At 63.5% G+C, this 25215-nt stretch carries 21 protein-coding genes; 16 read left to right on the top strand and 5 right to left on the bottom strand.

Annotated features, from left to right (window positions below; genetic code table 11):
• Nucleotides 1-69: 69 nt before the first annotated feature.
• Nucleotides 70-390 carry a DUF3817 domain-containing protein gene (locus EAH73_RS01595; protein WP_140464547.1) on the bottom strand — a complete coding sequence of 107 codons (321 nt, stop codon included), beginning with the start codon at nucleotides 388-390 and terminating at the stop codon, nucleotides 70-72.
• 239 nt (nucleotides 391-629) lie between these two features.
• Here EAH73_RS01595 and EAH73_RS01590 point away from each other — a divergent pair, with 239 nt between their 5' ends.
• The 12 genes from EAH73_RS01590 (at nucleotide 630) to EAH73_RS01535 (ending at nucleotide 15573) form a co-directional block, all read left to right on the top strand.
• Complete coding sequence (locus EAH73_RS01590) at nucleotides 630-1064, top strand: GNAT family N-acetyltransferase (RefSeq protein ID WP_140464546.1); 435 nt, start codon at nucleotides 630-632, stop codon at nucleotides 1062-1064.
• A 49-nt stretch (nucleotides 1065-1113) separates the two neighbouring features.
• Nucleotides 1114-3387, top strand: a complete 2274-nt coding sequence (locus EAH73_RS01585) for a ComEC/Rec2 family competence protein (protein ID WP_161599410.1) — start codon at nucleotides 1114-1116, stop codon at nucleotides 3385-3387.
• A gap of 204 nt (nucleotides 3388-3591) precedes the next feature.
• Nucleotides 3592-4398 carry an enoyl-CoA hydratase/isomerase family protein gene (locus EAH73_RS01580; RefSeq protein WP_140464544.1) on the top strand — a complete coding sequence of 269 codons (807 nt, stop codon included), beginning with the start codon at nucleotides 3592-3594 and terminating at the stop codon, nucleotides 4396-4398.
• 53 nt (nucleotides 4399-4451) lie between these two features.
• Nucleotides 4452-4940, top strand: coding sequence for a sterol desaturase family protein (locus EAH73_RS01575; RefSeq protein WP_140464543.1), 489 nt, complete (start codon nucleotides 4452-4454; stop codon nucleotides 4938-4940).
• A 255-nt stretch (nucleotides 4941-5195) separates the two neighbouring features.
• Nucleotides 5196-5747 carry an RNA polymerase sigma factor gene (locus EAH73_RS01570; RefSeq protein WP_140464542.1) on the top strand — a complete coding sequence of 184 codons (552 nt, stop codon included), beginning with the start codon at nucleotides 5196-5198 and terminating at the stop codon, nucleotides 5745-5747.
• 131 nt (nucleotides 5748-5878) lie between these two features.
• The gene (locus EAH73_RS01565; RefSeq protein WP_140464541.1) at nucleotides 5879-7366 is read left to right on the top strand and encodes a phytoene desaturase family protein; all 1488 of its coding nucleotides are present in this window, start codon (nucleotides 5879-5881) and stop codon (nucleotides 7364-7366) included.
• 80 nt (nucleotides 7367-7446) lie between these two features.
• Nucleotides 7447-8289: a phytoene/squalene synthase family protein gene (locus tag EAH73_RS01560; RefSeq protein WP_140464540.1), complete on the top strand. Its 843-nt coding sequence runs from the start codon at nucleotides 7447-7449 to the stop codon at nucleotides 8287-8289.
• A 121-nt stretch (nucleotides 8290-8410) separates the two neighbouring features.
• Nucleotides 8411-8881: a hypothetical protein gene (locus EAH73_RS01555; RefSeq protein WP_140464539.1), complete on the top strand. Its 471-nt coding sequence runs from the start codon at nucleotides 8411-8413 to the stop codon at nucleotides 8879-8881.
• 839 nt (nucleotides 8882-9720) lie between these two features.
• The gene (locus EAH73_RS01550; RefSeq protein ID WP_161599409.1) at nucleotides 9721-12627 is read left to right on the top strand and encodes a T9SS type A sorting domain-containing protein; all 2907 of its coding nucleotides are present in this window, start codon (nucleotides 9721-9723) and stop codon (nucleotides 12625-12627) included.
• A 109-nt stretch (nucleotides 12628-12736) separates the two neighbouring features.
• On the top strand, nucleotides 12737-13930 hold the full coding sequence (locus EAH73_RS01545; protein ID WP_140464537.1) for a carboxypeptidase-like regulatory domain-containing protein: 1194 nt from the start codon (nucleotides 12737-12739) through the stop codon (nucleotides 13928-13930).
• Nucleotides 13931-13978: 48 nt separating this feature from the next.
• Nucleotides 13979-14821: a 4-hydroxy-3-methylbut-2-enyl diphosphate reductase gene (locus EAH73_RS01540; RefSeq protein ID WP_140464536.1), complete on the top strand. Its 843-nt coding sequence runs from the start codon at nucleotides 13979-13981 to the stop codon at nucleotides 14819-14821.
• 17 nt (nucleotides 14822-14838) lie between these two features.
• Nucleotides 14839-15573, top strand: coding sequence for a fatty acid desaturase (locus EAH73_RS01535; protein WP_140464535.1), 735 nt, complete (start codon nucleotides 14839-14841; stop codon nucleotides 15571-15573).
• Between the two features lie 78 nt (nucleotides 15574-15651).
• Here EAH73_RS01535 and EAH73_RS01530 read toward each other — a convergent pair whose 3' ends face one another.
• The 4 genes from EAH73_RS01530 to EAH73_RS01515 all read right to left on the bottom strand — a co-directional run bounded on the left by EAH73_RS01530 (nucleotide 15652) and on the right by EAH73_RS01515 (nucleotide 20119).
• Nucleotides 15652-16026, bottom strand: a complete 375-nt coding sequence (locus EAH73_RS01530; protein WP_140464534.1) for a heavy-metal-associated domain-containing protein — start codon at nucleotides 16024-16026, stop codon at nucleotides 15652-15654.
• A 108-nt stretch (nucleotides 16027-16134) separates the two neighbouring features.
• The gene (locus EAH73_RS01525; protein ID WP_140464533.1) at nucleotides 16135-18480 is read right to left on the bottom strand and encodes a TonB-dependent receptor domain-containing protein; all 2346 of its coding nucleotides are present in this window, start codon (nucleotides 18478-18480) and stop codon (nucleotides 16135-16137) included.
• Nucleotides 18481-18574: 94 nt separating this feature from the next.
• Complete coding sequence (locus tag EAH73_RS01520; protein WP_140464532.1) at nucleotides 18575-19012, bottom strand: hypothetical protein; 438 nt, start codon at nucleotides 19010-19012, stop codon at nucleotides 18575-18577.
• Nucleotides 19013-19090: 78 nt separating this feature from the next.
• Complete coding sequence (locus tag EAH73_RS01515) at nucleotides 19091-20119, bottom strand: PEP-CTERM sorting domain-containing protein (protein WP_140464531.1); 1029 nt, start codon at nucleotides 20117-20119, stop codon at nucleotides 19091-19093.
• A 190-nt stretch (nucleotides 20120-20309) separates the two neighbouring features.
• On the opposite strand from EAH73_RS01515, the gene mraZ reads away from it, so the two are divergent.
• From mraZ to EAH73_RS01495, 4 genes are all read left to right on the top strand, one after another.
• Nucleotides 20310-20771 (top strand): division/cell wall cluster transcriptional repressor MraZ, encoded by a 462-nt coding sequence (gene mraZ, locus EAH73_RS01510; protein WP_140464530.1) that lies wholly within the window; start codon nucleotides 20310-20312, stop codon nucleotides 20769-20771.
• A gap of 2 nt (nucleotides 20772-20773) precedes the next feature.
• Nucleotides 20774-21697: a 16S rRNA (cytosine(1402)-N(4))-methyltransferase RsmH gene (gene rsmH / locus EAH73_RS01505; RefSeq protein WP_140464529.1), complete on the top strand. Its 924-nt coding sequence runs from the start codon at nucleotides 20774-20776 to the stop codon at nucleotides 21695-21697.
• A gap of 134 nt (nucleotides 21698-21831) precedes the next feature.
• Nucleotides 21832-22722, top strand: coding sequence for an FtsL-like putative cell division protein (locus EAH73_RS23335; protein WP_193560171.1), 891 nt, complete (start codon nucleotides 21832-21834; stop codon nucleotides 22720-22722).
• The gene (locus EAH73_RS01495; RefSeq protein WP_205012950.1) at nucleotides 22719-25169 is read left to right on the top strand and encodes a penicillin-binding protein; all 2451 of its coding nucleotides are present in this window, start codon (nucleotides 22719-22721) and stop codon (nucleotides 25167-25169) included. Before EAH73_RS23335 ends, EAH73_RS01495 begins: the two co-directional genes overlap by 4 nt.
• Nucleotides 25170-25215 lie beyond the last annotated feature (46 nt).

The following is a 25215-nucleotide window of genomic DNA, read 5'->3' as shown; positions in this document are numbered from 1 at the left end:
AAGCCCAAAAAGAACCCCGTGCTTGTACAAGCACGGGGTTCTTTTTGGGCCCTGCTGGTTCTTCTGCCGCTACCCCGGCAGCCCCGCGCCGGTGCCGGGCTGAAACAGCCGCCGCTCGGCGTAAAAAGCCCCGAAGGGCAGCACCGACAGCACCAGGCCCAGCAAAAACTTGCCCACCGACCAGCGCTGCTCGATGGTGTTTTGCAGCAGCAGCAGCACGTAGCCCACAAACAGCACGCCGTGCGCCATGCCCACTATGCGCACCGCCGCCGGCTCGTGCGCCAAGTACTTGAGCGGCATGGCCACGCACAGCAACAGCAGCAGCGAGGCGCCTTCCAGGATGCTAATGGCCCGCAGCCGGGCCAGCGAAGTCAGCAAGAATTTAAACATAAAATACTATTTAATAGCTAGTTGTGGAAAGGTGAGCGACGAACGGAAGCAAGCGCCGGGGCCTTAATAAAGTAGGGCCCCCGGGATAATTCCAGCGCAAATATCGGCCAGGACTGCGCGCAGCTCCCCGGTGGAAAGCGGCGGCCTGCCCCGGGCTACCAGCGCCCCGGGGCCCCCGCGGCGCAAATGCGTGGCCCGCGCCGGATATTTGCCCCCAGTTCCTTCCGCTCCCCGCCGATATGCCTGCTTCTGCCTACCGCGTCACCGATTTACGCGACCTCGACGCCGCCTTCACCATCCGCGAAACCGTGTTTGTGGCCGGCCAGGGCGTGCCCGCCGCCCTCGAAAACGACGAGCACGACCGCCGCGACGCCCGCCACTACCTAGCCCGCGCCGCCGACGGCACGCCCGCCGGGGCCGCCCGCTGGCGCGAGACCGAGCACGGCGTGAAGCTGGAGCGCTTCGCCGTGTTGGAAGCATTTCGCAACCAGGCCATTGGGGCCGCGCTGCTGCACGCCGTGCTGGCCGACGTGCGCGCCGAATTGCCCGACCAGGAAGTGTACCTGAATGCCCAGCTCCGCGCCGTGCCGTTCTACGAGCGCCACGGCTTCCAAACGGAGGGGAATATGTTCGAGGAAGCCAATATCCAGCACTACCGGATGCGGCTGGCGTAGGGCCCCTGGGCTATCTTGGCGACTGAATTTGCCAAGCCACTATTTTAGGATGATTACCTGGGCCACGTTTCCCTTCCTGCGCTACACCCCGGCGCTGATTTTGGGCATCGTGGCCTACATGGTATTGGGGGAAAGTTGGCCCCCGCTGTGGCCGGGGGCCCTGGGGCTGGCCGCCGCTAGCGCGGCGCTGCTGGCCGGAGCCGTGCGCCGTCCCCACCCCGCCGCTACCGACGCCGCCGGGCTGCTCGCGCTGCTGGCCGTGGCGGTGCTGGGGGCCGCCCTGGCCCAGCGCGCCACCGAAAGTCGCCGCCCCGACCACCTCGCCCAGCTGGGGGCCCCGGTGGAAATGTACCGGGCCGTGGTGGACGACTACGCCGTGGTGCGGCCCGCCACCTACGCCACCACGCTGCGGGTGCAGGCGGTGCGCGTGGCCGGCCGCTGGCGCACGGCCACCGGCGGCATCCGCGTGTCGGTGCCGCGGGCCGGCGGCGGGGCCCCGCCGCGCTACGGCGAGGTGTGGCTGGTGCGCGGCCACCCCGATGCTAGCAAGGGTCCCCTTAACCCCGGCGAGTTCGACTACCGCCGCTACCTAGCCTTCCATCAGGTGTACCACCAGCAGTTCGTCCACCCCGACCAGTACCGGGTGGTAGGCATGGCCCCGCCCAACTACTTGGTGGCCATTAGTATGCGGGCCGCCAAGCAGCTCGATGGCGTGTTCCGGCACTACGTGAAGGCGAAGCGCGAGTACGCCCTGGCCTCGGCGCTGGTGCTGGGCATTAAGGACGACGTGGACGCCGACACCAAGCAGGCCTACGCCGCCACCGGCACCACGCACATCATGGCCGTGTCGGGGCTGCAAGTGGGCCTGCTGTTTGGGGCCCTGACGTGGCTGCTGCGGCTGGGCTTTGGGCGGGTGCGCGGGTTCCGGTACTGGTCGGCGGGGGTGGGGCTGGCCGTTATATGGGCCTACGCTTTCCTGACGGGCCTCTCGCCCTCGGTGCTGCGGGCGGCGGTTATGTTCTCGTTCGTGATTGTGGGCCGCGCCGCCGGCCGGCAGGACGGCATCATCAATACGCTGGCCGTGGCCGCGTTCTGCCTGCTGCTCTACGACCCGTTTCTGGTGGCCGACGTGGGCTTCCAGCTCTCGTTTCTGGCCGTGCTGAGCATCGTGTACTTGCAGCCGCGCATCGCCCGTTGGGTGGATGCCCAGGCGTACTTTGCCGGCCGCCAGCGCCCCTGGCAGCCCCGGCCCGTGCAGGCTGCCTGGCGCGGCGCCGGTTGGGCGGCCGAGGCCGTGTGGCAAGCGACGGCCCTGAGCCTGGCCGCGCAGGTGGCCACCTTCCCGCTGGGGCTCTACTACTTCCACCAGTTCCCGCTCAGCTTTTTGTTCTCCAACTTGGTGGCCGTGCCCATCTCCAGCGCCGCCGTGTACGTGGGCCTGGCCCTGCTGGCAATGAAGGGTGTGCTGGCCGTAATCGGCCTGGCGCTGCCCGCCGCCGCCAACGCCGCCCTCGACCTGCTGCCGCAGGCCGTGGCCTGGGTGTTCGAGTGGATGATCTGGGCCTTCAACGAGTACATCGGCTGGATTGGCCGGGTGCTGCCGGGGGCCCTGGTGCGCGAAATCCACGTCACGGCCGGGCAAACGGTGCTGGTGTTCGGGCTGCTGGGCGCGTGGCTGGTTTGGCAGCGCACCCGCCGCCTGGCCTGGCTGGGAGCCGCGGCCAGCGTGGCGGTGGCCCTGGCCGGCAGCCGCGTGGCCGAGGCCCGCGCCGGCGCCCCGCTCGAAGAATTCGTGGTGTACAGCATCCCGCGGCGCTCGGTGGTGGGCTTCTGGCAGGGCCCCACGGCCGAGTTTGTGGCCGTCGATTCGCTGCCGCTTTCCGAAACCGAGCGCACCTACCGCCTGCTGCCCGGCCTCATTCAGCGCGGCGCTAGGGCCCCCGCTTGCCGCGTGGGCTGGCGTGGGGCCGCCGTGCCCAACCGCCGCCTCGCCGACGCCGACAGCGCCAACCCCAAATTTTACCTGCAAACCAGCCCCGTGGTACTGGCCCGCTGGCGCGGCCTGCGCCTGGGCTTCGTGAGCGGCCGCCTGGCCCCGGCCGCCCGCCCCACGCCGCTCGACGTGCTGGTGCTGCGCCGCAATGCCCGCGTGACGCCGGGGGCCCTGGCGGCTGCCTTCGGCCCGCAGGCACAAGTCGTTTTCGACTCGTCGTGCAAAAGTTGGTACGTGGCCCGCCACGACTCGGCCCTGCGTGCCCAGGGCTTCCGCACCTGGGACGTGGCGGCTCAGGGTGCGTTCCGGCTGCGCCCGCCGGGCCGCTGAGGCCCCCTGCCAGCCGCCGGGGCCCAGCACTGGTGGGGCAAGCGCGGGGCTGCTTTGGACGAGCCAGGGGCCCCATTGGCCGATGCGCGCCGACCAAACGCCGGTTTTTTGCGTTACTTACCCACCGGGACGCCACCGTTTGGTGGCCGGCCGAGTCTTTTCCTCGGTGCCCGTTGGCCCGCTCCACGCTTCATCTGCCCGCTCATGGACCACTTGCTTACGCCCGAACTCGAAGCCCTGCGCTACCTCACCTACGACTGTGAGGACCGCATTGCCTACATCACCCTCAACCGCCCCGAGAAGCGTAACGCCCTGAACGCCGACGTGGTAGCCGAGCTGAAGCAAGCGTTCGAGCACGCTGAAAACGACGACGCCTGCAAAGTGGTGGTGCTGCGGGCGGCCGGCGACGTGTTCTGCGCTGGGGCCGATTTGGCCTACATCCAAGAGCTGCAAGGCTACGGCTACACAGACAACCTTGACGACAGCACGCACCTCATGCAGCTGTTTCACCAGGTGTACACGCTCAAAAAAGTCGTTATTGGGCAAGTGCAGGGCCATGCTATTGCCGGCGGCTGCGGCCTGGCTGCCATCTGCGACATCACCTTCGCTGTGCCCGAGGCTAAGTTTGGCTACACCGAAGTGAAAATTGGGTTTTTGCCGGCCATCGTCAGCGTGTTTCTGCTGCGCAAAATAGGGGAGGCCCGCACCAAGCAGCTGCTGCTGAGCGGCGACGTGGTATCGGCCCAAACGGCCCTCGACCTCGGCCTTATCAACTTCCTGGTGCCAGCCGACGAGTTGGCGGCCACCGTGCGCACCTACGCCCAGCGCCTGTGCCACGAAAACTCGGGCCAGAGCATGGAGGTGACCAAGGAAATGCTGGCCGCCCTTCCCGAAATGGCCCTTGAAGAAGCCCTGCGCTACGCTGCCCAGCGCAACGCCGAGCTGCGCGGCTCCGACGATTGCCGCCGCGGCATCAGCGCTTTTTTGAACAAAGAAAAGATTAGCTGGTAGGGCCCCCGAGGCCCGTTCTAAAACCAACCGCCGCCTTGCCCGGTTAGCCCCGTATGTCTGCCTTGCTCGCCGTTGCCATCACCCTCGCCACGTTCGCCTTCATGGAGTTTTGGGCGTGGTTCATGCACAAGTTTGTGCAGCACGGGCCCCTGTGGGTGCTGCACCGCTCGCACCACGTGCGCCACCCGCACCCAGTCGAGCGCAACGACCTGTTCTTCGTCATCTACGGGGCCCTCTCGGCGGCACTGTTCATCACCGGGGGCAACGGCAGCCGCTGGTGGTTTTGGGTGGGAGTGGGCATTGCGGCCTACGGAGCCGTGTACTTTTTCGTGCACGACGTACTGATCCACGGCCGGCTGCGATTCTGGAAAAAATCTCAAAACACCTACCTGCGGGCCCTCAATATGGCCCACAAGATGCACCACAAAACCACCGGCCGCGATGGCTCGGCCGAGTTTGGCCTGCTGTGGGTATCGCCCAAATATTTGCGCCTGGCACGGGAGCAATCGCAGCGGCGGGCCCCGGCCGCGGCCAGCGAATAAGCTATCAGCGGTAGATCAATGTACATACATTGCTAGTCAATGTATTGATTAGTTCTGCTGCGGATATATAAGCAATTCTAATGGTTGAATTGCAAAAAATTAACATTGCGGGGTCCTATATTTCAGCCGTAGCCCAACGAGTTGCCGTACCTTGCATCGTTACTCAGCCGGGCTGGGAAGCCGGGCCCTATAGCCTGGGTTTTCAGCGAAATTTGGGCTGGGTGGTTGCTTATTTCGTCACGAAACCAAGGCTCTATGACTTCGCTAGAATTCACTTCGCAAGTGCAGCGGATATCCCTTACCCTGCGGCCCGCGGCCCTGAACCTCACCCGCGACGCCGACGATGCGAAGGATCTCGTGCAGGAAACCTTGCTTAAAGCCCTCTTGAATAAAGACAAGTTCAAAGCGGGTACCAACTTGAAGGCGTGGTTGTACACCATCATGCGCAACACCTTCATCAATAACTATAACAAGATTACCAAGCGCAGCTCCAATATCGATTCGACGGAGTATTTCCAGTATTTCAACACCGACCAGAACTACATCACCCACAACGGGGCCACGTCCGATTTTGTGGTGCGCGACATCAACGAGGCCATTGCCAGCCTCGGCACCGATTACCGCACACCGTTTATGATGTATTACATCGGCTACAAGTACCTGGAGATTGCTGAAAAGCTGCAAATCCCCATCGGCACCGTCAAAAACCGCATCCACATTGCCCGCAAGGATTTGAAAGCGGCCCTGCAGGTGTACGCTCCGGTGGGAGCCAGCGCCGCTGATGCCAGCGACGCCGTGGAGGATTAAGTACAAAATAGCCTTTGGTTAAAACTATCCGCCGGCCCCGGCGTTGCATCAGCAGCGCCGGGGCCGGCGGCTTTTTTGGCGGCCTTTCTTCAGCGGCGTTGCTAGCTTGCCGGTCCAATTTCATCCTTGCTTTGCCTACTTCCACTGCTTCCAAACACGCCGTTGTCATCGGGGCCGGCTTTGCTGGCCTAGCCGCCGCCAGTACCTTGGCCCAGGCCGGCTGGCGCGTCACGCTGCTCGAAAAAAATGAAGGCCCCGGGGGCCGCGCCCGCGTGTTCCGGGCCCAAGGCTTCACCTTCGACATGGGCCCCAGCTGGTACTGGATGCCCGACGTGTTCGAAAAGTACTTCGCTCGCTTTGGCAAAAAAGTGGCCGATTACTACGAGCTGGTGCGCCTCGACCCCTCGTACCAGGTCATATTCAAGGGCCCCGAAGCGGTGGACATCCCTGCGAAAATGAGCGAGCTGCGGGCCTTGTTCGAGCATTACGAGCCCGGCAGCGCGGCCCGGCTCGACGAGTTTCTCAAGCAAGCCGCTTATAAATACGAGGTGGGCATCAACCGGCTCGTGTACGCACCCAGCCGCTCGGTGCTTGAGTTTGCCGACCCGCGCCTGCTCGTGGACATGCTACGTATGGACGTGCTCCAGAGCATGCACAAGCACGTGCGCCGCTTCTTTAAAGACCCGCGGCTGCTGGAGTTGGTTGAGTTTCCGATCCTGTTTCTGGGGGCCGTGTCGGAAAACACGCCGGCCCTGTACTCGCTGATGAACTACGCCGACCTGGCCCTGGGCACCTGGTACCCGCTCGGCGGCATGCACAAAATTGTGGAAGGTATGGTTCGCCTGGCCGAGGAGCAGGGCGTCGAAATACTTTACAACCAGGAAGTAACGGAGATTGTGGTCGAGCACGGCCGCAGCACCGGCGTGCGCACCGCCCAGGGTTTCTTTGCAGCCGATGCCGTGGTGGCCGGGGCCGACTACCACCACATTGAACAGGAGGTGCTGGCCCCCGAGTACCGCCACTACGACGAAAAGTACTGGGACAGCCGCACCATGGCCCCGTCGTCGCTGCTATTCTACCTGGGCGTGAGCCGCAAGCTCGACAAGCTGCGACACCACAACTTGTTCTTCGATGAGGACCTGAACCAGCACGCCCGCGAGATTTACGCCCAGCCGCAGTGGCCCAGTCGGCCGCTGTTCTACGCCTCGGTGCCCAGCAAAACAGACCCCACCGTGGCCCCCGAAGGCCAGGAAAACCTGTTCCTGCTCATCCCCGTGGCCCCCGGCCTCGACGATACCGAGGCTACCCGCGAGCGGTACTACAACCAGCTGATGGACCGCCTGGAGCGCCACTGCGGTCATCCCATCCGCGACGCCGTGGTGTTTAAGCGCGGCTACGCCCACCGCGACTTCCAGGCCGACTACCACAGCTACAAGGGCAACGCCTACGGCCTGGCCAACACGCTCAAGCAAACCGCCATTCTCAAGCCCACGCTTAAGAGCAGGAAGGTGAGTAACTTGTACTTCACGGGCCAGCTCACCGTGCCGGGCCCCGGGGTGCCGCCGTCGCTCATTTCGGGCCAGGTAGTAGCAGGGGAGGTACTTAAAGAGAATGGGTGAATGAGTAAACGAGCGAATGAATGCTGGCAACGGCTACCCATTCGCTCATTCGCTCACTTACCCATTCACTCATTGAAAACATGGACCACGTTAAACTATTCACCGATACCAGCCTGGCGTGCAGCAAGCTCATTACCAAGCGCTACAGCACGTCGTTTTCGCTGGGTATCCGCACGCTCGATGAGCGCCTGCACGCGCCGGTGTACGCCGTGTATGGCTTTGTGCGCTGGGCCGACGAGATTGTGGATACCTTCCACGGCCACGACCGGGCAGCGCTGCTGGCCGATTTCCAGCGCCAGACGGCCGAGGCCCTGGCTACCGGCCTCAGTCTGAACCCGGTGCTGCACGCCTTCCAGGCCGTAGTGCACGAGTACGGCATCGACCAGGAGTTCATTGACGCTTTCCTGCACAGCATGGCCCTGGATTTGGAGGACCAGCACTACCACCCAGGCTTGTATAATGAGTACATCTACGGCTCGGCTGAAGTGGTGGGGCTCATGTGCCTGCGCATCTTCTGCCACGGGCAGCCGGCCATGTTCGAGCGGCTACGGGGCCCCGCGCGGCGGCTGGGTGCGGCGTTTCAGAAGGTGAATTTTCTGCGCGACATCCGCTCCGACTACGAAGATCGGGGCCGCGTGTACTTCCCCGGCGTGGTGTACCATGAATTTGACGACGCTGCCAAGCGCAAGGTGGAGGCTGACATCCGGGCTGATTTTGAGGCCGGATATGCCGGCATTCAGCAGCTGCCGCGCCCGGCCCGGCTGGGCGTTTACCTGGCCTACGTGTACTATCTGAAGCTTTTTTATAAGATTAAGAACCTACCCGCGGCGCACATTCTGCACCAGCGCGTGCGGGTGCCTACCAACACTAAGCTGCTGCTGCTGCTGGGCTCGTACTTCCGCTACCGGCTGGCGCGCCTGTGAGTGGGCAGCGGCGGGGCGGTAGCTTTGGGGCCCCATGAATATGAATTACTTATTGGTCGCTGCGCTGCTTGCCTTAGCCCCGGTGGCGGCCGCAGCGCGCCCAGCGGCGTACCCTTTTGCCATGCCTTCTCCCTACGAACCCGCGCTGTTGCGCCGCCACTACGAACTCGCCGCCGCCGATAAAGCCGCCGGCGAAAAATTCTATCAGCTCCTGGCCGAGTATCACGACCAAGATGCCCTCGTGCTGGGCTACAAAGCCGCCGCCCAAGCCATCCGGGCCCGCGACGCGTCGATGTTCAACAAGCTCACCTATGTGCAGGACGCGGCCCGCACCTTTGCGCAGGCCGTGGCCCTGGCCCCCGACAACGCCGAAATCCGCTTCCTGCGCTTCTCCGTGGAAAGCAATCTGCCAGCCTTCTTGGGCCTGAGCACGCACGTCGACGAAGACAAGGCCTTCCTGCTCAACTCTGCTTTGGCCCACCCCCGGTCGGGCCTCGATGCCGAATCGTTTCGCACAGTGCGCGGCTTCCTGGTGGCCCGCGGCCACGTCAGCCCCGCCGACGCTACCCGCTTGGGCGAGGTATCCGAATAACGTAGCATAACCTTAATAAGCCCCCGGCCACCGATGGGCCCCCGGCGTGCTCCCCCTTAGCGGGCGGGGTCGCTGGGGGCCCATTTTGCTGTTTACGGCCGCTGCGGCACAGGGCCTCAACTGGGCGTAATGCAAAAAATCGTGCAGAAAATATATTGAACCAAGAGGGGCTATTGTGTCAGACGCAAAAAAAACAGTCTTAGATGCATTTTATCAGTCTATCCTTGTCAGATAATTTATTTACCACAATAATTTGAAAACCAACCATATAAAATAAAAATAGCTTTAGATTATTTTAATTACGGTTGATTTTATTGGATATAAATAGTATTCGCTGTTCGCAGGGTAACTAAAAATATAGATCTACAGTAATGGGGGTTCGCTTAGATTAGTATAACTTCGTCAATTGAAATACCTAGCTGATGCAACTCAATTGGGTATTTTGATTGATTTTGCATAAAATAGTGCAATATTTTCGTAGCCTAATCACAAACTGTTTTATGTCTGAACCATTTTCTACGGATAATACAATTTAATCTTTCATAATTAATTCTCTGTCCACTTAGTTAACCTGACACTTCAATAAGATGAAACATACCTACTCACCATTAACAAGCTGGCTGCGGTGGCTCTGCCTCTGCTTGCTACTGGCCTTGCCCGGACTAGGCTTTGCCCAGACGGTTTCCCTCACGCCGAACGACGCTAGTAACCCTCAGGATTTTGGGAATGTCCAATTGGGAAGTGTCTCTTCCTCAAAGGCTTACACGGTAAATGGCAGCGGATTAGCTGATGAAATTACCATTGCTATCCCAACCCGATTTGAGGGGAGTACCAATAACTTGACGTTTGGCCAGACCAGCATTACGCTGACGCCCGACGCCGGTGGCACCATTGCCAACACCATTATCTATGTGCGCTTCAAGCCGACGGCTACTGGGGTTATCAACCGCAATTTTAGCGCCCCCACCCAAGACGCTAGCGGAAACTCAGTAGTGGTAACCTCTACTCCGTCGCCGATTAAGCTGACGGGTAACGGGACCCCCGGGCCTCCTGCTATTACTGTGAACCCCAATGCTTTGGGTTTTGATAACCAGATTATTAATACCACATCTGGTGCGATGTCGACGACGGTGACGGGAACTTCGCTCGAGGCTGATATCATGGTGATGGCTCCCACTGATTTTTTGGTGAGCATCGATGGCAACACGTATGGTACGACGGCCACATTGGTTCGCAACAATGGCTCGGTTAACACCACGCTGTTTGTGAAATTTCAGCCCACCAAAGCCCAGGGATATGTGAGCCGGGTGATGCTGACCAGCACCACCGCCAGCACCAACCTCTCCGTGTCCGGTACCGGCGTGGCCCCTACGCCGGTACTGAACGTATCGTCCAATGCTCTTACCGACTTCGGCACAGTGGTGGTAGGTGCCTCCAGCACAACCATCAAATCGTTCACGATTAATGGCCAGAACTTGGCGGGTAACGTGACCATTACGCCCCCCACGGGCTTCCGCATTCGCATGGGTACGGACCTATTCTCGACCAACCCCATCGTGCTGGCCCCCACCAACGGCAGTATTGCCAGCACCACCATCGATGTGCGCTTTACCCCCGTTGACGCCAAGCAGTACAGCGACAACATAGTGGCCTCTACCCCCAACGGTGGCGGCAGCGTGACCCAGAACGTGGCCGTGAGCGGCACGGGTGACCCAGCCCCCACGACCCCCACGATTGTTACCAGTCCCGGGGCCCTCAGCTTCGGCACGGTTACCAGCAGCGGCAGCGCTGGTACGCTTCAGTTCGATATCAGCGGCACGAACCTGAGCGAGGGCATTGTGCTGACTCCTACCAAGAATACCATCCAGTTCCGCAATGCATCGGCCGGTGGTACTTTCTCGAGCAACCCCCTTACGCTGGCGCAAACCAACGGCGTAGTAGCCACCCAAACCATCGAAGTGCGGCTGGTGGCCACTATCCCCCAGGGTGCTTACAATGAGCAGCTCACCGCTACCAGCGGGTCGCTTTCGTCGCCGGTGTCCATCTCGGCTACCAACAACAGCGGGGCCATTTCGGACATCTCGGTGGTAAACCCCAACAACAATGATTTCACGTTTGCTACCCGCCCCACCACGGCGTCGGCGTCGCAGTCGTTCCGGGTGGCCGGTACCAACTTGCTGCAAAACCTGACGGTGGCCCCCAACGGCGAAAATGCTGGCTATTTCCAGGTATCGAGCGACAACATAAACTTCGTATCGTCGCTGACCTTTGTGCCAGATGCTAACGGCAACGTGGCCCAGCAAACCGTGTACGTGCGCTTCGTGCCTGGCAACAACGCCTTGACCGTGAACGCTAACATTCGCAGCTCGAGCTCGCCTGCCCCCATCACCGACGTGTCGGTAACGGGCATTAGCCAGCCCACGCTCCGCCTGAGCCGCGCCATTCCTTCGTTCCCCACCAACATTGTTAAAGGCACGGTGTCGGCCTCCGCCACGGTTCGTCTCGACGGATTCCTGCTGGGAAGCGATGTAGCCATCCGCTTTCCGGCCGACGTATCGGACCGCAACCCCGCGCAGACCCCCCAGTTCGAGTTCTCGTTGGATGGCGGTACCACCTACACCAGCACGGGCAGCGTAACGCCCGACCCGACGACGGGCAACTTCTCCCAGCTTTTGCAGGTGCGTTTCGCGCCGGTGCGGGTGGGTAATGCCGCGCAGGAAATGCAGTTCAAAAACCCGAGTATCAAGGACGGCAACTTCAACGCACTGGACAGTGGCTTTGGCCAGGCTTCGGGCTTCGCCATCGCCACTGAGCCTACGGTGCAGTCGACGGCCACCATCAACCGGGCCTCGGGCGGTGCCAGCGCCACCATCACGTTCAACCTGGCCAGCCCGCCCGCTGGGAAGGCTTATGGCCAGAACCGCTTGGTAATTGCTTCCACTACCTACTCGAAGCTGCCGACCAACTTGTTCCCGCTGGACAAGCAGAATTTCAACCCGGGTAGTACGGATGCTAACGGGGCGTACATTTTTGGCACCGGCACGGCCACTGAAGCATCGACCAACACCTACGTAGTGTTCAGCGGCGCTTCCAGCACCTTCACGGTAACAAACCTGGACCCCAACACGCAGTATTACTTCTACGCCTTCGAGTTTAACAACGATGCGGTGCTGAACGCCGAAAACTACCTCGTGCCCAACAACCAGCCCCTCACGCCGCTGCCAGTTGAGCTGGTGTCGTTCACGGCGCAGCTCCGCAACAAGCAGGTGAACCTGAACTGGGTGACGGCCAGCGAGAAGAACAGCCGCAGCTTTGAGGTGCAGCGCAGCTCGAACGGCCAGACGTTTGCTACGGTGCTGACCAAGGACGCCCAGGGCAACACCAGCGCCCGCACCACCTACGACGCCGTGGACCGCCAGCCCCTGCCGGGCGTGAGCTACTACCGCCTCAAGCAAATCGACAACGATGGCAAAGTGGCCTACTCGCCCACGGTATCGGTGCAGAGCGATGGCTTGGTGGACATCAGCATCTACCCGAACCCCACGAGCGGTAAGGTGACCATCACCCTGCCCGCCGCTTTGGCCGCCAGCGCCCCCCGCGTGCGCATCAGCGACCTGATGGGCCGCGTGGTGCAGGAGCTGAGCCTGCCCGCTTCGGGCGAGATAGACCTGGGGGCCCTGCCCGTGGGCACCTACCTCCTCAACGTGGGCGGCCAGCAAGTACGCAGCCGCGTGGTGAAGTACTAAGTACCGCTTAGCTGTGCTAAAAGGGCCTTCCGCAGTGGCGGAAGGCCCTTTTTTTGTTCTTTTAAATAGGTGGTGCCGGGCTTGGCATGGCCGGGGCTACCTTGCGGCCATGCGCTACTTCTACTGTTTGCTGGGGGCCCTACTTCTGCTATGTGCCCACGGCCCGGCCGCTGCCCAGGGCCTGGTAACGGGCCGGGTGGTGGACGAAAAGGGCCAGCCCGTGCCCTACGCCAGCGTGGCTCTGGCCGATGGCCGTACCGGCACCGCCACCAACGAAGTGGGCGAATTCGTGCTGCGGGTGCTGGCGCTGCCGCAGCCGCTCGTGGTGCTCAGCATTAGCTATGCGCGCGCCGGGGCCCTGGCGGTGCAAGCGGGGCCCCTGGCAACGAGCATCGTGCTCAAAGCCAGCGCCGTGGCGCTTCCCGAGGTGACGGTGCGGGCCAACGCCGAGGCCGAAGAACTGGTGGCCCGCTGCTACGCTAAGCTGCTGCGCCACCAGGCCGACGTGCAGTACGGCCGGGGCTTCTACCGCCAGAAGACCCGCGAGAACGGCCGCTACCGCGAGTTCTTCGACGCCTTTTACGACGTGAAGCTGACGCCGCGCAACATGCCCAGCTGGGTGCTGGGCGAGGCCCGCTACGCCTTCGTGCCGGGCATTATGGGCCTGAACAACTTCTCCATCTACACGCGGGCCTTGCCCATTTTTGTGCTGCCCGGCGAAACCACCCGCACGGCCGTGCCGCTGGGGCCCCGGGCGGCCGAGCGTTTCCGGTTTGTGCTGCGCCAAACCCTGCGCGACCAAGGCCGCGAGCTGGCCGTGGTGGATTTTGGGCCCCGGGTGGCCGGCGACCCGGTGGCCAGCGGTACCCTCTACATCGACTCGCGCACGGCGGCGCTGTTCCGCTTCGAGCGGGAGCTGCCCACGGCCGGCATGTTCACGTCCAGCAACCCCACCATCCAGTTTGGGCCCTGCGCGTTTCGCATCACTACCAACTTTGGGGCCCTGGGCGACTCGCTCAGCCGCTTGGCCAGCACGCAGGTAGTGGCCAACATCCAGATGACGGTGAAGGGCGTGCCGTCGGAAACGACGACGACTTCCCAGTTTTTCCTGTACGAATACGGCCCGCCCACGCCCGGCCAGAAGTACCACGACACGGCCCAGGATGTGAAGGACCTGGCAGAAATCAAAAAGCGGCGCTACCATCCCGCGTTCTGGCGCGACAACGCCGTGGTGAAAGACAGCCCCCTGGAAGCCCAGGTAATTGAAGATTTTGAGGGCCGCCGCATTTTCGGGAAATTGTAGCCGCAACCTTACGCGGGCTTTTCGGGTTACCCTGCCACTATGCCGCCTTTGTCGCTCAGTGTTCGCATCGACCCCAACTCTGGCTTTTGCTTTGGGGTTATTTATGCCATTCAAATGGCGGAAGACTTGCTCGACGAGCAAGGGTATTTGTATTGCCTCGGCGACATCGTGCACAACGACGAGGAAGTGCACCGCCTGCAACAGCGCGGCCTGCGCATCATTTGCCACGAGCGGCTGGCTGAGCTGCGCGACGAGGCCGTACTCATCCGGGCCCATGGCGAGCCACCGAGCACCTACAAGCTGGCCCTGGAGAACAACCTGACGCTGATTGATGCCAGCTGCCCGGTGGTGCTGAAGCTGCAAAACCGCATCAAAACCAGCTTCGACAAGCGCGAGCAAATCTTCATTTACGGTAAGCACGGCCACGCTGAGGTGCTGGGCTTGCTGGGCCAGACCGGCGGCCAGGCCGTGGTGTTTGAGAGCCTGGCTGAGCTGATGACCCACGAGCTGCCCACGGCCCTGACCCTGTACAGCCAGACGACCAAGAGCACGGCCAGTTTTTACAACATCAAGAGCGAGCTGGAAAACCGGGGCTACCAGGTGAACGCCAACGACACCATTTGCCGGCAGGTGAGCAACCGCGACAAGGACTTGCGCCGCTTCGCCGCGCAGTTCGACCAAATTGCCTTCGTGTCGGGCACCAAAAGCTCCAACGGCAAAGTGCTCTACCAGGTGTGCAAGGAAACGAACCCGGACACCCACTTCATTTCCAACGTCGAAGACATTGACCGCTCTTGGTTCCGGCCGGGGCAGTCGGTGGGTATTTGCGGGGCCACCAGCACGCCCATGTGGCTGATGGAGCAGGTGCGCGAAGCCCTGGTGGGCCTTTAATTATGTTGTTTTAGCCCATGAGTGCCCCCGCTGCCTCCTTCGTTTCGGCCCGTCGCGTGGCCCCCGCGCCGTTGGCTGGCAAGGGGGTAGCGGTGGCCCTGCTGATTATAGCGGCCTGGGGTGGTTTGCTGGCCTGGTTGCTGGCCGGCTACCAGCCCAACTGGCACGCGCCGGGGCCCTACCTGCTAGTGCTGCTTCAAACGCACCTCTATACCGGCCTGTTCATCACGGCCCACGACGCCATGCACGGCGTAGTAAGCCCTAATAAGCGCCTCAACAACGCCATTGGTACGGTGGCCACGGTGCTGTTTGCCTATAACTGGTTTCCGAACCAGCTGCCCAAGCACCACAACCATCACCGCCACGTGGGCACGCAAGAAGACCCCGATTTCCACCCCGAAGACCACGCTGGCTTTCTGCCCTGGCTGGCCCGCTTCGCCTGGAACTACGTAACCTGGTGGCAGGTGCTGCTGATGGCCGTGACCTACAACGTGCTGAAATTGTACTTCCTGCAGGCCAACGTCATCGCCTTTTGGATGATACCGGCGGTGCTGGCCACCTTGCAGCTTTTCTTCTTTGGCACCTACTTGCCGCACCGCGGCGAGCACGCGCCCGACAACCAGCACAAGTCGCGCAGCCAGTTACGGCACCATGCTTGGGCCTTCGCCACGTGCTACTTCTTTGGCTACCACTACGAGCACCACGACCAGCCTTATCTGCCCTGGTGGCGCCTGTGGAAAACGAAGGTCTGAACTATGGATTCAAAAATTCGCTCAATAAAAAAGGCCCGCCGAAGCGGGCCTTTTTTATTGAGCCAGGGCCCCGGGGCCCTATTGGTGGGCCGGGGCGGTTTTTTTGCAGCACTCGGGTAGGCGGCTGTAGGCGCGGGCGTCGGCGGTTTGCTCGTCGGCGTCGTAGCCGGTCTTCTGCACAGCGGCGCGCAGGGCGGCGGTGTTGGTTTTTTCGGGGCGGTAGTTCACCGTGAGCACTTTGGTGGGCACGTCGAGGGAGGCGCTTTGCACGCCTTTCTCGTAGGCCATGCTTTTTTCAATGCGCGCCTTGCACATGTCGCACACGGCCGAGGTTTTGAACTTGACCGTTTCGGTGCCGGCCACGGCTTTGGCAGGGGAGGGAGCCGTCTGAGCCTGGGCGTTGAAACCGGCCGCGCTGAAGGCGGCGAAGAGGAAAAACGAAAGAGCTTTCATAAAATGAAAAGAGATTAGAAGGGGAAATAGTGCGAAAACGAAGCCAGATTTCGCGCCAGCGGAGTGGCATTAAACCAGAAAACTTGGCGCTGCTTGGCGTGAAAACTGTTACTCGATCCGGTAGCGGAGGCCAACGTAGGTGAGGCGGCCGTACACGGGGCCCCACACCATGGCGGCGTCGAAGTTGGGGCTGAACGGGAAGGCAGCACTTTCGATGGGATTGGGCTGGCGGTAGTTGGTAAGATTTTCGACGCCCGCGTACACCTCCAGCCGCTTGAAGGCGCGGGTGATTTGGGTATTGAGCGCGGCGTAGCGCGGGGCGTAGTACACGGCCGTGCTTTGGCCGGGGGCGTGCTGGTGGGTGGCGTCGTTGCCGAGGTGGGCCAAGGGCCGCTGGCCGAACCACTGCACCGTGAAATCGGCCCGCCACTTATCGAATGCCGAGGCGTAGCCCAGGTTCAGGAAGGCGCGGTGGCTGGGGGTGAGGGGCTTGGGCAATAGCTCGTCGCCGTAGGTGGTGCGCACGTCGAGGTACTTGTAGGCGCCCTTCACCTGCAAGCCCTTCACGGGCTCCACTTGCAGCTCGGCCTGCACGCTGCGGGCGAAGGAGCGGCTGCCGGGGCCCAAGTTGTTGATGAGCACGAGCTGGGGCGCGGTGTACATATCGGCCACCACCTGGTTGCCAAACGTGGTGTTGTAGTAGTCGGCCACGAACGTGGCCTGGCGGCCCCACAACTCAAAATACTGCGTGAAGCTGCCGCCCATGTTCCAGGCCGTTTCGGGGCGCAGGGCGTTGCCGATGACGAAGCTGCGGGCGCTGGCCAGCAGGTAGGCGTTGTCGGCGATGGGGTTGGCCACGCGCCAGCCGCGGCCCGCCGAGAGCCGGAAGATGGAGTTTTGGGTGGCGTCGTACTTCAGGTTGAAGCGGGGCGTCACCTGCCAGCCGTATAGGTTGTGACGGTCGGCACGCAGGCCGGCCACTACGGTCAGGTTGCGGCTGTTTTGGTACGTGTACTCGGCGAAGGCCCCGGGCACCAGCTCGCGGCGGGTGCGGTGCTCGCGGGTGTAGGCATCGGCCAGGGTCTCGGTGCCAATGGCCTGGCCGGTGCCCAGAAACTCGCGGTAGTCGTCGTACAAAAAGCTCAGCCCCGCCCGGTAGCCGTGCGTGGTGCTCCCGATGATGCTTTGGAACAGCAGCGTGGCTTGGCCCGTGCGCTGGGTGCCGTCGTAGTGCCGGGGCCCCGTCACGTCGCTGAACGAGTACGTCGAGTTAAAATCGTGGCTCGTGCCGTTCATCAGCAAGCCCAGGCTTTGGAACGGGCGGGTGGGCCAGGTGTACGACGTTTTGGTGAAGGCCGTGTAGCGGCGGGTGGTGTTGGTGGTGCCGTAGGCTTGGCGGTAGGCGTCGGGCGCGTCGGGCCGGAAGCCCAGCTGGCCGCCCTGCCGGTCTTCGTGCAGGGCCCCTAGGCCTACTTCCGTCACGAAGCCGTGGCCGGAAATGTACTTCCACTTGTTCACGGCGTTGAACTGCGTGGCCAGCGGCAGGTCCATAAAACCGTCGCTGTTGCGGTCCACGCGCCGGCCCAGGTGGTCGGTGTGCAGCAATAGCACGGTGCTCCACTTCGGGTTGAGGCGGGCCGAGGTGTTGAGGTTGACGTCGAACTTGCCCAGGTCGTTGGTGTAGGCGTTGAACAGCAGCTGGTCGGTTTTTTCGGGCTCCTTGAGCTTAATGTTGATCTGGCCCGAAATGGCTTCGTAGCCGTTCACCACCGAGCCCGTGCCCTTGATGATTTCGATGTTCTCGATCCAGGGCCCCGCCAGGTAGCCCAGGCGGTAGGGCGTGGCCAGTCCGCGCAGGGCCGGCTGGTTGTCCACGGTCAGCAGCGAGTAGGCCCCATCGAGCCCCAGCAGCTGAATCTGCTTGGCCCCGGATACGGCGTCGGAGGTGGTGACCTCCACGGCGGCGTTGGTTTCGAAGCTCTCGGCCAGGTTGCAGCAGGCCGATTTGGTGAGGTCGCGGGCCGAGATTACCTGCGTGTTGGTGGGCGTGATGGCCGAGTAGGCGGGGGCCCGTGTGGTCACCGTCACCTCGCCCAGCTCCAGGCCGGGGCGCAGGCCCACCCGCAGGTAGGGGCTGCCGGCGGCGGGCACGGCCACCGTATCGGGCCGGTAGCCGAGGGCCTGCACCACCAGGCGGCCGGCGGCGCGAGCCGGGCGGGCCAGCACAAAGTGGCCGGCCGCATCGGCCGTGGCGGTGGGGAAGTTGTCGGCCGCGGCGGGGGCGTCGGCCAGCCAGCGCAGCAGCGCGCCGGGCAGGGGCGCGGCCGTGGTTTTTTCCGTGATTTCGCCCCGCACCGGGCCGGGCACGGCCTGCGCCCGGGCCGGGGTAGGGGCCCCAAGCGCCAGCAGCAAGCCGCTGGTCAGCAGCGGGCTAAGCCCGCGCAATAGTTTCATAATAGCTGTTAGTTAAGGCGTTGCGAAAAGAAGGGCCGGGCTAAATAGCCCTGCCCGTGGCCGCTGCACCAGCGGCCGTCTCTTTCGAAAAACCCTAAACCACCAGCTTGCCCACCCAGCGCAGCAGGGCCCGCCCGCCCGGCGGCGGCGGCGAGGCATCGGCCGCAAACCAGCGGGGCCCAGCCGCGCCCGCTGAGGCCTCGAAAGCCGGCCGCTGCGGCCAGGCCAACTCCGGCAGCCACGCCGCCAGCAGGGGCCCCGGCACCAGCACCTTCTCGAAGGCGTGCGCGTGGGCCGGCGCCGTCAGCTTGTGCAAGTGGCTGCTGAAGTCGCAGCAGTCATCCTTAATACGCGGCGGCGTGGCAGTCCCATAGCACCCGCGCGGGGCAGATCCCAGCAGCGCCAGGTTGGCCCGGCTGCGCCCGCTAAAGCGGCAGGTGTGCCGCTCCACCGTGAGGCCCACCGAGGCGGTGAGCACCAGCACGGCCAGCCACAGGCTGACGATTCGGTGGGCGAGGGAGCGGGGTTTCACGCCGCAAAGGTACGGCCTGGGGGCCCCGGCGGCGCACACAATTCGGCCCCGCTGCGTGCACAACTTCCGCCGCGACGCCTAGCGAACTGGCGCGGCCTGGGTACGCTGATGCTTGGCTTTCAGCCGGCCACGGCGGGGCATAGCCTCGGCCTTTGGCGAGGCTTGCACCTGCTCGTAGGCCAAGCGTTGGAGGGCCACGGCGTCGGGCGGGGCAATGCCCAGGGTAGCGGCGGCCTGCTCCTGGGGCCCCAGGGTGCGCGGGTCTTGGCCGGTGATGGTGGCCAGCAGCACGCAGGCGTTCAGGTAGGCGCCCCAGGAACTGGGGTGGTAATGGTCGTCGGTCCAGAGGTCGAGCTTGCCGGCGGCTGGTTCGTAAGGGTTGGGCAGGGCCACGCCGGTTTGAATGGCCCGCAGCCAGGCATCGCCGGCCGGGGCCACGCCCGCAAAGTGGCCGTTGGCCCGCGCCAGGCCGTAGTAGCCGGCGCGTAGGTCGGCCGTCATCGAGTCCACGGGCTGGCCCGAGTAGGGCTTATTGGGCGGGTAGGTCAGGTCGGCGCGGGCCCAGGTTTCGTACAAATACAGCCGGGCGGCGGGGTTAGCTTGGTGCACGGCCTGCTCCAGGCGGGTGCCGTAGTCGTAAAATTCGGCCCGCTTGCCGCTGTGCCGCTCCGGCAGGGCCCCCGTGCTGTACTCCTGCAACACCACCGCCTGCCAGCGCGGCTGGGCGATGACGGAAAGGGCGTTATCGTAATGAAACTTGAGGGTTTGGCCGCTCAGGGTTTCCGAGTGCACGTCGTAGTTCAGCCCCGCCTCGTCGGCCAGCTTCTTGAAAATGGCCGGGATGCCGCCCCAGGGCCCCAGCTCGGGCGGGTTGCCTTGGCGGGGCGTGCCCTGGGGCTGCCCGTAGTTTTCGTCGGTCACGGCGGCCGCGTTGTACTGCTGCACCGGCAAGCGCCCCCCGTGGGTGAAGCTGTTGCCGACGAACAAAATGGCCACCGGGGCCCCCGGCCGGGCCCGTTTCTGGGCGTTGGCCGCCGGGCCGTGGAGCAGCAGGGCCGCACCGGCGGCCAACGAAAGGGCGGGGAATCGCCAGGAGAAAAAGCGCATGAGCAAAACGGCTAGGGTGGCCCCGAAAGTAGCTGCCATTTTGGCAAATGCGCTCACTAGCTCAAGCGAATGTGCCCCTGGGGCCCTGAAAACGGGTTTGGGATTGTGGTAAATAATGGTAAATCGTGGTTGTTATTCAAAAGGCGGCCCGTACTTTTGCTTACTTCCCTCCCTTTTCCCTGGCCCCGCCATGCACCTGCTCTCCGGCGAATACGAATGCAAGCTCGACCCCAAGGGGCGGCTCGTGCTCCCGGCCAAGGTGAAGGGCAACCTGCCCGACGAGTCGGGCAACCAGCTGGTGCTGGTGCGCGGCTTCGAGCCGTGCCTGGTTTTGTACCCGCGGGCCGCCTGGCGCGTCATCCACGAGAAAGTGATGGCCCTCGACGAGTTCAACGAGGAGTACCGGCAGTTCCAGCGCAACTTTTTCCGGGGCATGACGGAGGTGGAGCTCGACAGCATCAGCCGCTTTATGCTGCCGCGCACCATGCTGCGCTACGCTGGCATCGAGAAGGAGGCCATCGTGGTGGGCCTGGGCAACCGCTGCGAAATCTGGGACCCGGCCCGCTACGAGGAATTCCTGATCAAAGACCAACAGACCTTCAGCCAACAGGCACAGAAATTTTTGGCCACCGACACCGCCCTGGCCTTTTAATAATGGAACCGCGCCCCAACGATACCGCCTATCACCGCCCCGTGCTGCTGGCCGAATGCCTGGCTGGGCTCGACGTGCAGCCCGGCGGCCGCTACGTGGACGTGACCTTTGGCGGCGGCGGCCACTCGGCGCGCCTGCTCGAGCGCCTCACCACGGGCCACCTCTACAGCTTCGACCAAGACGCTGACGCCGAGGCCGAAGCTGCCCGCCTGGCCCGGCCGCAGTTCACCTTCGTGCGGGCCAACTTCCGCGACCTGGCTGCCGAGCTGCGCCGCCGCGACGCCCTGCCCGTGGACGGCATCCTGGCCGACCTGGGCGTGAGCTCGCACCAGTTCGACACGCCAGAACGGGGCTTCTCAACCCGCTTCGACGGGCCCCTGGACATGCGCATGGACACCGACGGGGGCCCCACGGCCGCCGACGTGCTCAACGAATACAAAGAAGCCGACCTGCACCGCATCTTTGGCATGTACGGCGAGGTGACCAACGCCCGCACCCTGGCCGCCACCGTGGCGCAGGCCCGCCGCGGCCGCCCGCTGGCCACCATCCAGGAGCTGAAAACGGCCATCCAGAGCGTGATGCCGCGCGGTAAGGAGAATAAGTATTTGGCGCAGGTTTTCCAGGCCCTGCGCATCGAGGTGAACCAGGAAATGGACGCCTTGCAGGAAATGCTGCTCCAAACGGCCGACGTACTGCTCCCCGGCGGCCGGCTGGTGGTGCTCAGCTACCACTCGCTGGAAGACCGGCTGGCGAAGAATTTTATTGGCAAAGGCAAGTTTTTCGGCGAGGTAGAAAAGGACTTTTTCGGCCATGAAACCAAGCCATTCACCGCCCTCAATCGCCGCCCTGATGAGGCCTCGGCCGAGGAAGTGGCCCTGAACAGCCGCGCCCGCAGTGCTAAATTGCGGGTTGCGGTGCGCAATTGAGCCAAAGTAACCGCGTTGTTGGGAGGAGTTATTTTAGTGTAAACAATTTGTAACTAAGAAGTTGAGTTAAGTAGGTGGCTGTTGCGGGGTATTGCCCGGCGGGCCGCCCCATCCTTTTGCCTTTCCGCTCCTGCATGGCCGCCAATACTTATAAACCTACCGACGCGCCGCGCCGCGCCAACGTGCCCCGGGCCCCCGAGCCAGCGCATGGGCCCCCGCCCGCGCCGGCCGCCGCGGTCCCGGAGCCCGTGGCGGAAGCCCCCCGCCCGCGGGCGGCGGCCCCCGAGCGCCCGGCCCGGCCCGCCCCGCCGCCGCGCCCCGAGCGCGTGCCCCGCACCTGGAGCCTGTTCTCGGTTTTCGACCGGATGACGAGCGTGGACGGCCTCTTCCGCGAGGGGCTGCCGGTGCGCTACCTGCCGCACCTGCTGTTCGTGATGTTCCTCACGCTGCTCTACATTGGCAACACGCACTACGGCAACCGCATGAGCCGCAACATCCAGCGCCTCAAGCAGGAAACTGAGGACTTGCGCGCCGATTACACCACCCTGAAATCGGACTACATGGAGGCCAGTAAGCAGAGCGAGGTGGCCCGCAAAGTGGCAGCCTTCGGGCTGGTTGAAAGCTCGTCGCCGCCCTTCCGCATCCAGGTGCCAGCCGGCCACCTCGACGCCGCCGCTCTGGAGCTGATGCCCGTGCTGACGGCCGACACGCTGGCTGCCCGCGCCGGCCGCGACTCGCTGGCCGCCCAGCGGGCCGATGCCCTCGCCGGCCGCCGCCGCTACGCCAACGCGGCGGGCACCGACGGCGAGCCCGAAATCGCCGCTGCCATCCCCGAAGATTCGCTGGCCGCCGCGCCTGCACCCGTGCCCGTGCGTCGGGCCCCTAAAGTGCTGGCCGAGAAGCCCAAAGCTAAAGTGTTGGCTAAGCCCAACGATAAGAAATCAGTTAAAAAAAGTACAAAGAGTACAACCGAGCACAAGAAGCAAGCCGCTCGTGCCCAAGCCACTACCACCCCCCGTCGATGAAAGGCAGCGTTAAAAAGTCGATTGTGACGCGAGTGCGGCTGGCCTTTCTGGGGGTGGCCGTGTTCTCGGGCCTCATCCTGTGGAAGGCCACGCGCATCCAGTTTCAGGAGGGTGCCAAGTGGCGGGCCCTGGAACAAGAGCGGCGCATCAGCTACCAGCCGGTGCCCGCCACGCGGGGCAACATTTTCTCCGACAACGAGAGCATCATGGCCACCTCGCTGCCCTTCTACCGGGTGGCCTGGGACCCCGGCGTGGTGGAAGAAGCCGTGTTTCAGGCCGGCGTCGATTCGCTGGCCTGGCACCTGTCGCACTTCTTTGGCGACCGCACCAAGCAGGAGTACAAGCAGCGCCTCACCAACGCCCGCCGCGCCAAGGAGCCGGCCCTGCGCTACATCCGCCTGAACTCGCGCCAAATCAATTTCCAGGAGAAAAAGCTGCTGGCCCAGTGGCCCATTTTCCGGGCGAAGCGCAACCGCGGCGGCGCCATTTTTGAGAAGGTCGACAAGCGGTTCCGGCCGTTTGGGGGCCTGGCGCAGCGCACCGTGGGCTTCGTGAATGAGCAGCAGCACGGCGCGGGCCTGGAGTTCACCTTCGACCCCAGCTTGGCGGGCAAGGCCGGCGAGGCCCTGTTTGAGCGCGTGCCAGGCGGCGTGAAACCGCTCTACGACGGTACCGAAATTAAGCCCCAGCCGGGCTACGACATCAAAACCACGCTCGACATCAACTTGCAGGACGTGGCCGAAAACGCGCTGTACAAGTCGCTGGTGGATAACAACGCCCAGTACGGCTGCGTGATTCTGATGGAAGTGGCTACCGGCGAAATCAAGGCCGTGGCCAACCTGGGCCGCGCCGCCGACGACACTTATAAGGAAGACTACAACTACGCCTTCGCCGACCAGGGCCGCACCGAGCCGGGCTCGACCTTCAAACTGGCCTCGATGATGGCCCTAATGGAGGCCTACCCCAACATCACGCTCGACGACGTGGTGGACACGGGCCCCGGGCGCATGTCCATCGGCGGGGCCGTGAAGACCGATTCGCACCCCAACGGCCGCATCACGGTGCAGCAGGTGTTTGAGAAATCGAGCAACATCGGGGTAGCGCGGCTGGTGCAAGAGCACTTCGCCGCCAACCCCTCGCAGTACACCGACTACCTCAAGAAATTCGGGCTCGACAAGCCGCTGGGCTTCCAGATGAGCGGCGAGGCGCTGCCCTACGTGAAGGACCCCCGCGACCGCAGCTGGAGCCGCACCTCGCTGAGCACCATGAGCATTGGCTATGAGCTGAAGCTGGCGCCGCTGCAAACCCTGGCCTTTTACAACGCTGTGGCCAACAACGGCGTGAAGGTGGCTCCCATGATCGTGAAGCAGATCAAGCAGGCCGACCAAGTGGTGCAGGAGTTTGCGCCGCGGGTGCTGATTCCCAAAATCTGCTCCGACAACACGCTACGCAAGCTCAAGGCTATGCTGGAAGGCGTGGTGGCCGAGGGCACCGCCAGCCGCATCCGGCCCAAAGACTACACCATCGCCGGCAAAACGGGTACCGCCTGGAAGTTCAAGAATGGCCACTACACCAAGACGTACTCGACCAGCTTCTGCGGCTACTTCCCGGCCGACAAGCCCAAGTACAGCTGCATCGTGGTGATTGATTCGCCCAGCCGCGGCCGCGTGTACGGCGGCGACGTGGCCGCCCCGGTGTTCCGCGAGGTGGCCGACAAGTGCATGGCCCGCGACCTGCTCAGCCAGCGCCCGCTGCTGGCCAAGGCCCGCCTGAACAAGAGCCGCGTGCCGCTGGTGCGCGCCGGCATGCAGGATGAACTGGCCCTGGTCTGCCAGAAGCTGGGCCTAGTCGGCAACACCCAGGCTACCGGCGGCGAGGAGTGGGTGCGGGGCGCGTCCGATACGGCGTTCCACGCCCGTACCGTAGCCCTGGTGGTGAATCCCATGCGCGCCGGCCGCGTGCCCAACGCCCGGGGCCTGAGCCTGCGCGATGCCCTGTTTCTGCTCGAAAACCGGGGCCTGCACGTGCGGGCCCTGGGCACGGGCCGCGTGCGCGGGCAAAGCTTGGCCGCCGGGGCCCCCTTCAAGCGCGGCGACGCCATCACCCTCACGCTGGTGGACACCGGCCCCCGCGACGACGCCCCCCGGGCCCTGCCCGAGCCCGAGCATACCGACCTGGAAGAGAATATCCTACTAGTGCCCACGGAAGCTGGATCGGTGACTGCCAAGGCGGCCCCTGCCAAAGCCAAAGTAGGGGCCCCTAAAACGGCCCCGGCCAAACCCAAGGCGGAGGCAAAAGCTAAGGCCAAAGTGGAAGCTAAGCCCGCCGCTAAAACTGCTGCCAAGCCCAAAGCTGATAAACCCAAGCCGAAGCCCGCCACCAAGGCCAAGCCCGCCAAGACCCGCCTGGCCGCCGACAAGCCCCGCAAGCCGACTCCCCACGCCTAGCCCCATTTTTCGCCCCAAAGCCCCGCGGCCCCGCGGTTCTGCCCTT

Source organism: Hymenobacter nivis, from assembly GCF_006439025.1.
GTDB lineage: Bacteria > Bacteroidota > Bacteroidia > Cytophagales > Hymenobacteraceae > Hymenobacter > Hymenobacter nivis_A.
The sequence above is the reverse complement of the archived record's forward strand: the minus strand, read 5'-3'. Positions and strand labels throughout refer to the sequence as shown.

Bases quoted from the DNA above. Each gene is read 5' to 3' on its own strand.
- EAH73_RS01595 (WP_140464547.1), bottom strand. From the start codon at position 390: ATGTTTAAATTCTTGCTGACTTCGCTGGCCCGGCTGCGGGCCATTAGC.
- EAH73_RS01590 (WP_140464546.1), top strand. From the start codon at position 630: ATGCCTGCTTCTGCCTACCGCGTCACCGATTTACGCGACCTCGACGCC.
- EAH73_RS01585 (WP_161599410.1), top strand. From the start codon at position 1,114: ATGATTACCTGGGCCACGTTTCCCTTCCTGCGCTACACCCCGGCGCTG.
- EAH73_RS01580 (WP_140464544.1), top strand. From the start codon at position 3,592: ATGGACCACTTGCTTACGCCCGAACTCGAAGCCCTGCGCTACCTCACC.
- EAH73_RS01575 (WP_140464543.1), top strand. From the start codon at position 4,452: ATGTCTGCCTTGCTCGCCGTTGCCATCACCCTCGCCACGTTCGCCTTC.
- EAH73_RS01570 (WP_140464542.1), top strand. From the start codon at position 5,196: ATGACTTCGCTAGAATTCACTTCGCAAGTGCAGCGGATATCCCTTACC.
- EAH73_RS01560 (WP_140464540.1), top strand. From the start codon at position 7,447: ATGGACCACGTTAAACTATTCACCGATACCAGCCTGGCGTGCAGCAAG.
- EAH73_RS01555 (WP_140464539.1), top strand. From the start codon at position 8,411: ATGCCTTCTCCCTACGAACCCGCGCTGTTGCGCCGCCACTACGAACTC.
- EAH73_RS01545 (WP_140464537.1), top strand. From the start codon at position 12,737: ATGCGCTACTTCTACTGTTTGCTGGGGGCCCTACTTCTGCTATGTGCC.
- EAH73_RS01535 (WP_140464535.1), top strand. From the start codon at position 14,839: ATGAGTGCCCCCGCTGCCTCCTTCGTTTCGGCCCGTCGCGTGGCCCCC.
- EAH73_RS01530 (WP_140464534.1), bottom strand. From the start codon at position 16,026: ATGAAAGCTCTTTCGTTTTTCCTCTTCGCCGCCTTCAGCGCGGCCGGT.
- EAH73_RS01525 (WP_140464533.1), bottom strand. From the start codon at position 18,480: ATGAAACTATTGCGCGGGCTTAGCCCGCTGCTGACCAGCGGCTTGCTG.
- EAH73_RS01515 (WP_140464531.1), bottom strand. From the start codon at position 20,119: ATGCGCTTTTTCTCCTGGCGATTCCCCGCCCTTTCGTTGGCCGCCGGT.
- mraZ (WP_140464530.1), top strand. From the start codon at position 20,310: ATGCACCTGCTCTCCGGCGAATACGAATGCAAGCTCGACCCCAAGGGG.
- rsmH (WP_140464529.1), top strand. From the start codon at position 20,774: ATGGAACCGCGCCCCAACGATACCGCCTATCACCGCCCCGTGCTGCTG.
- EAH73_RS23335 (WP_193560171.1), top strand. From the start codon at position 21,832: ATGGCCGCCAATACTTATAAACCTACCGACGCGCCGCGCCGCGCCAAC.
- EAH73_RS01495 (WP_205012950.1), top strand. From the start codon at position 22,719: ATGAAAGGCAGCGTTAAAAAGTCGATTGTGACGCGAGTGCGGCTGGCC.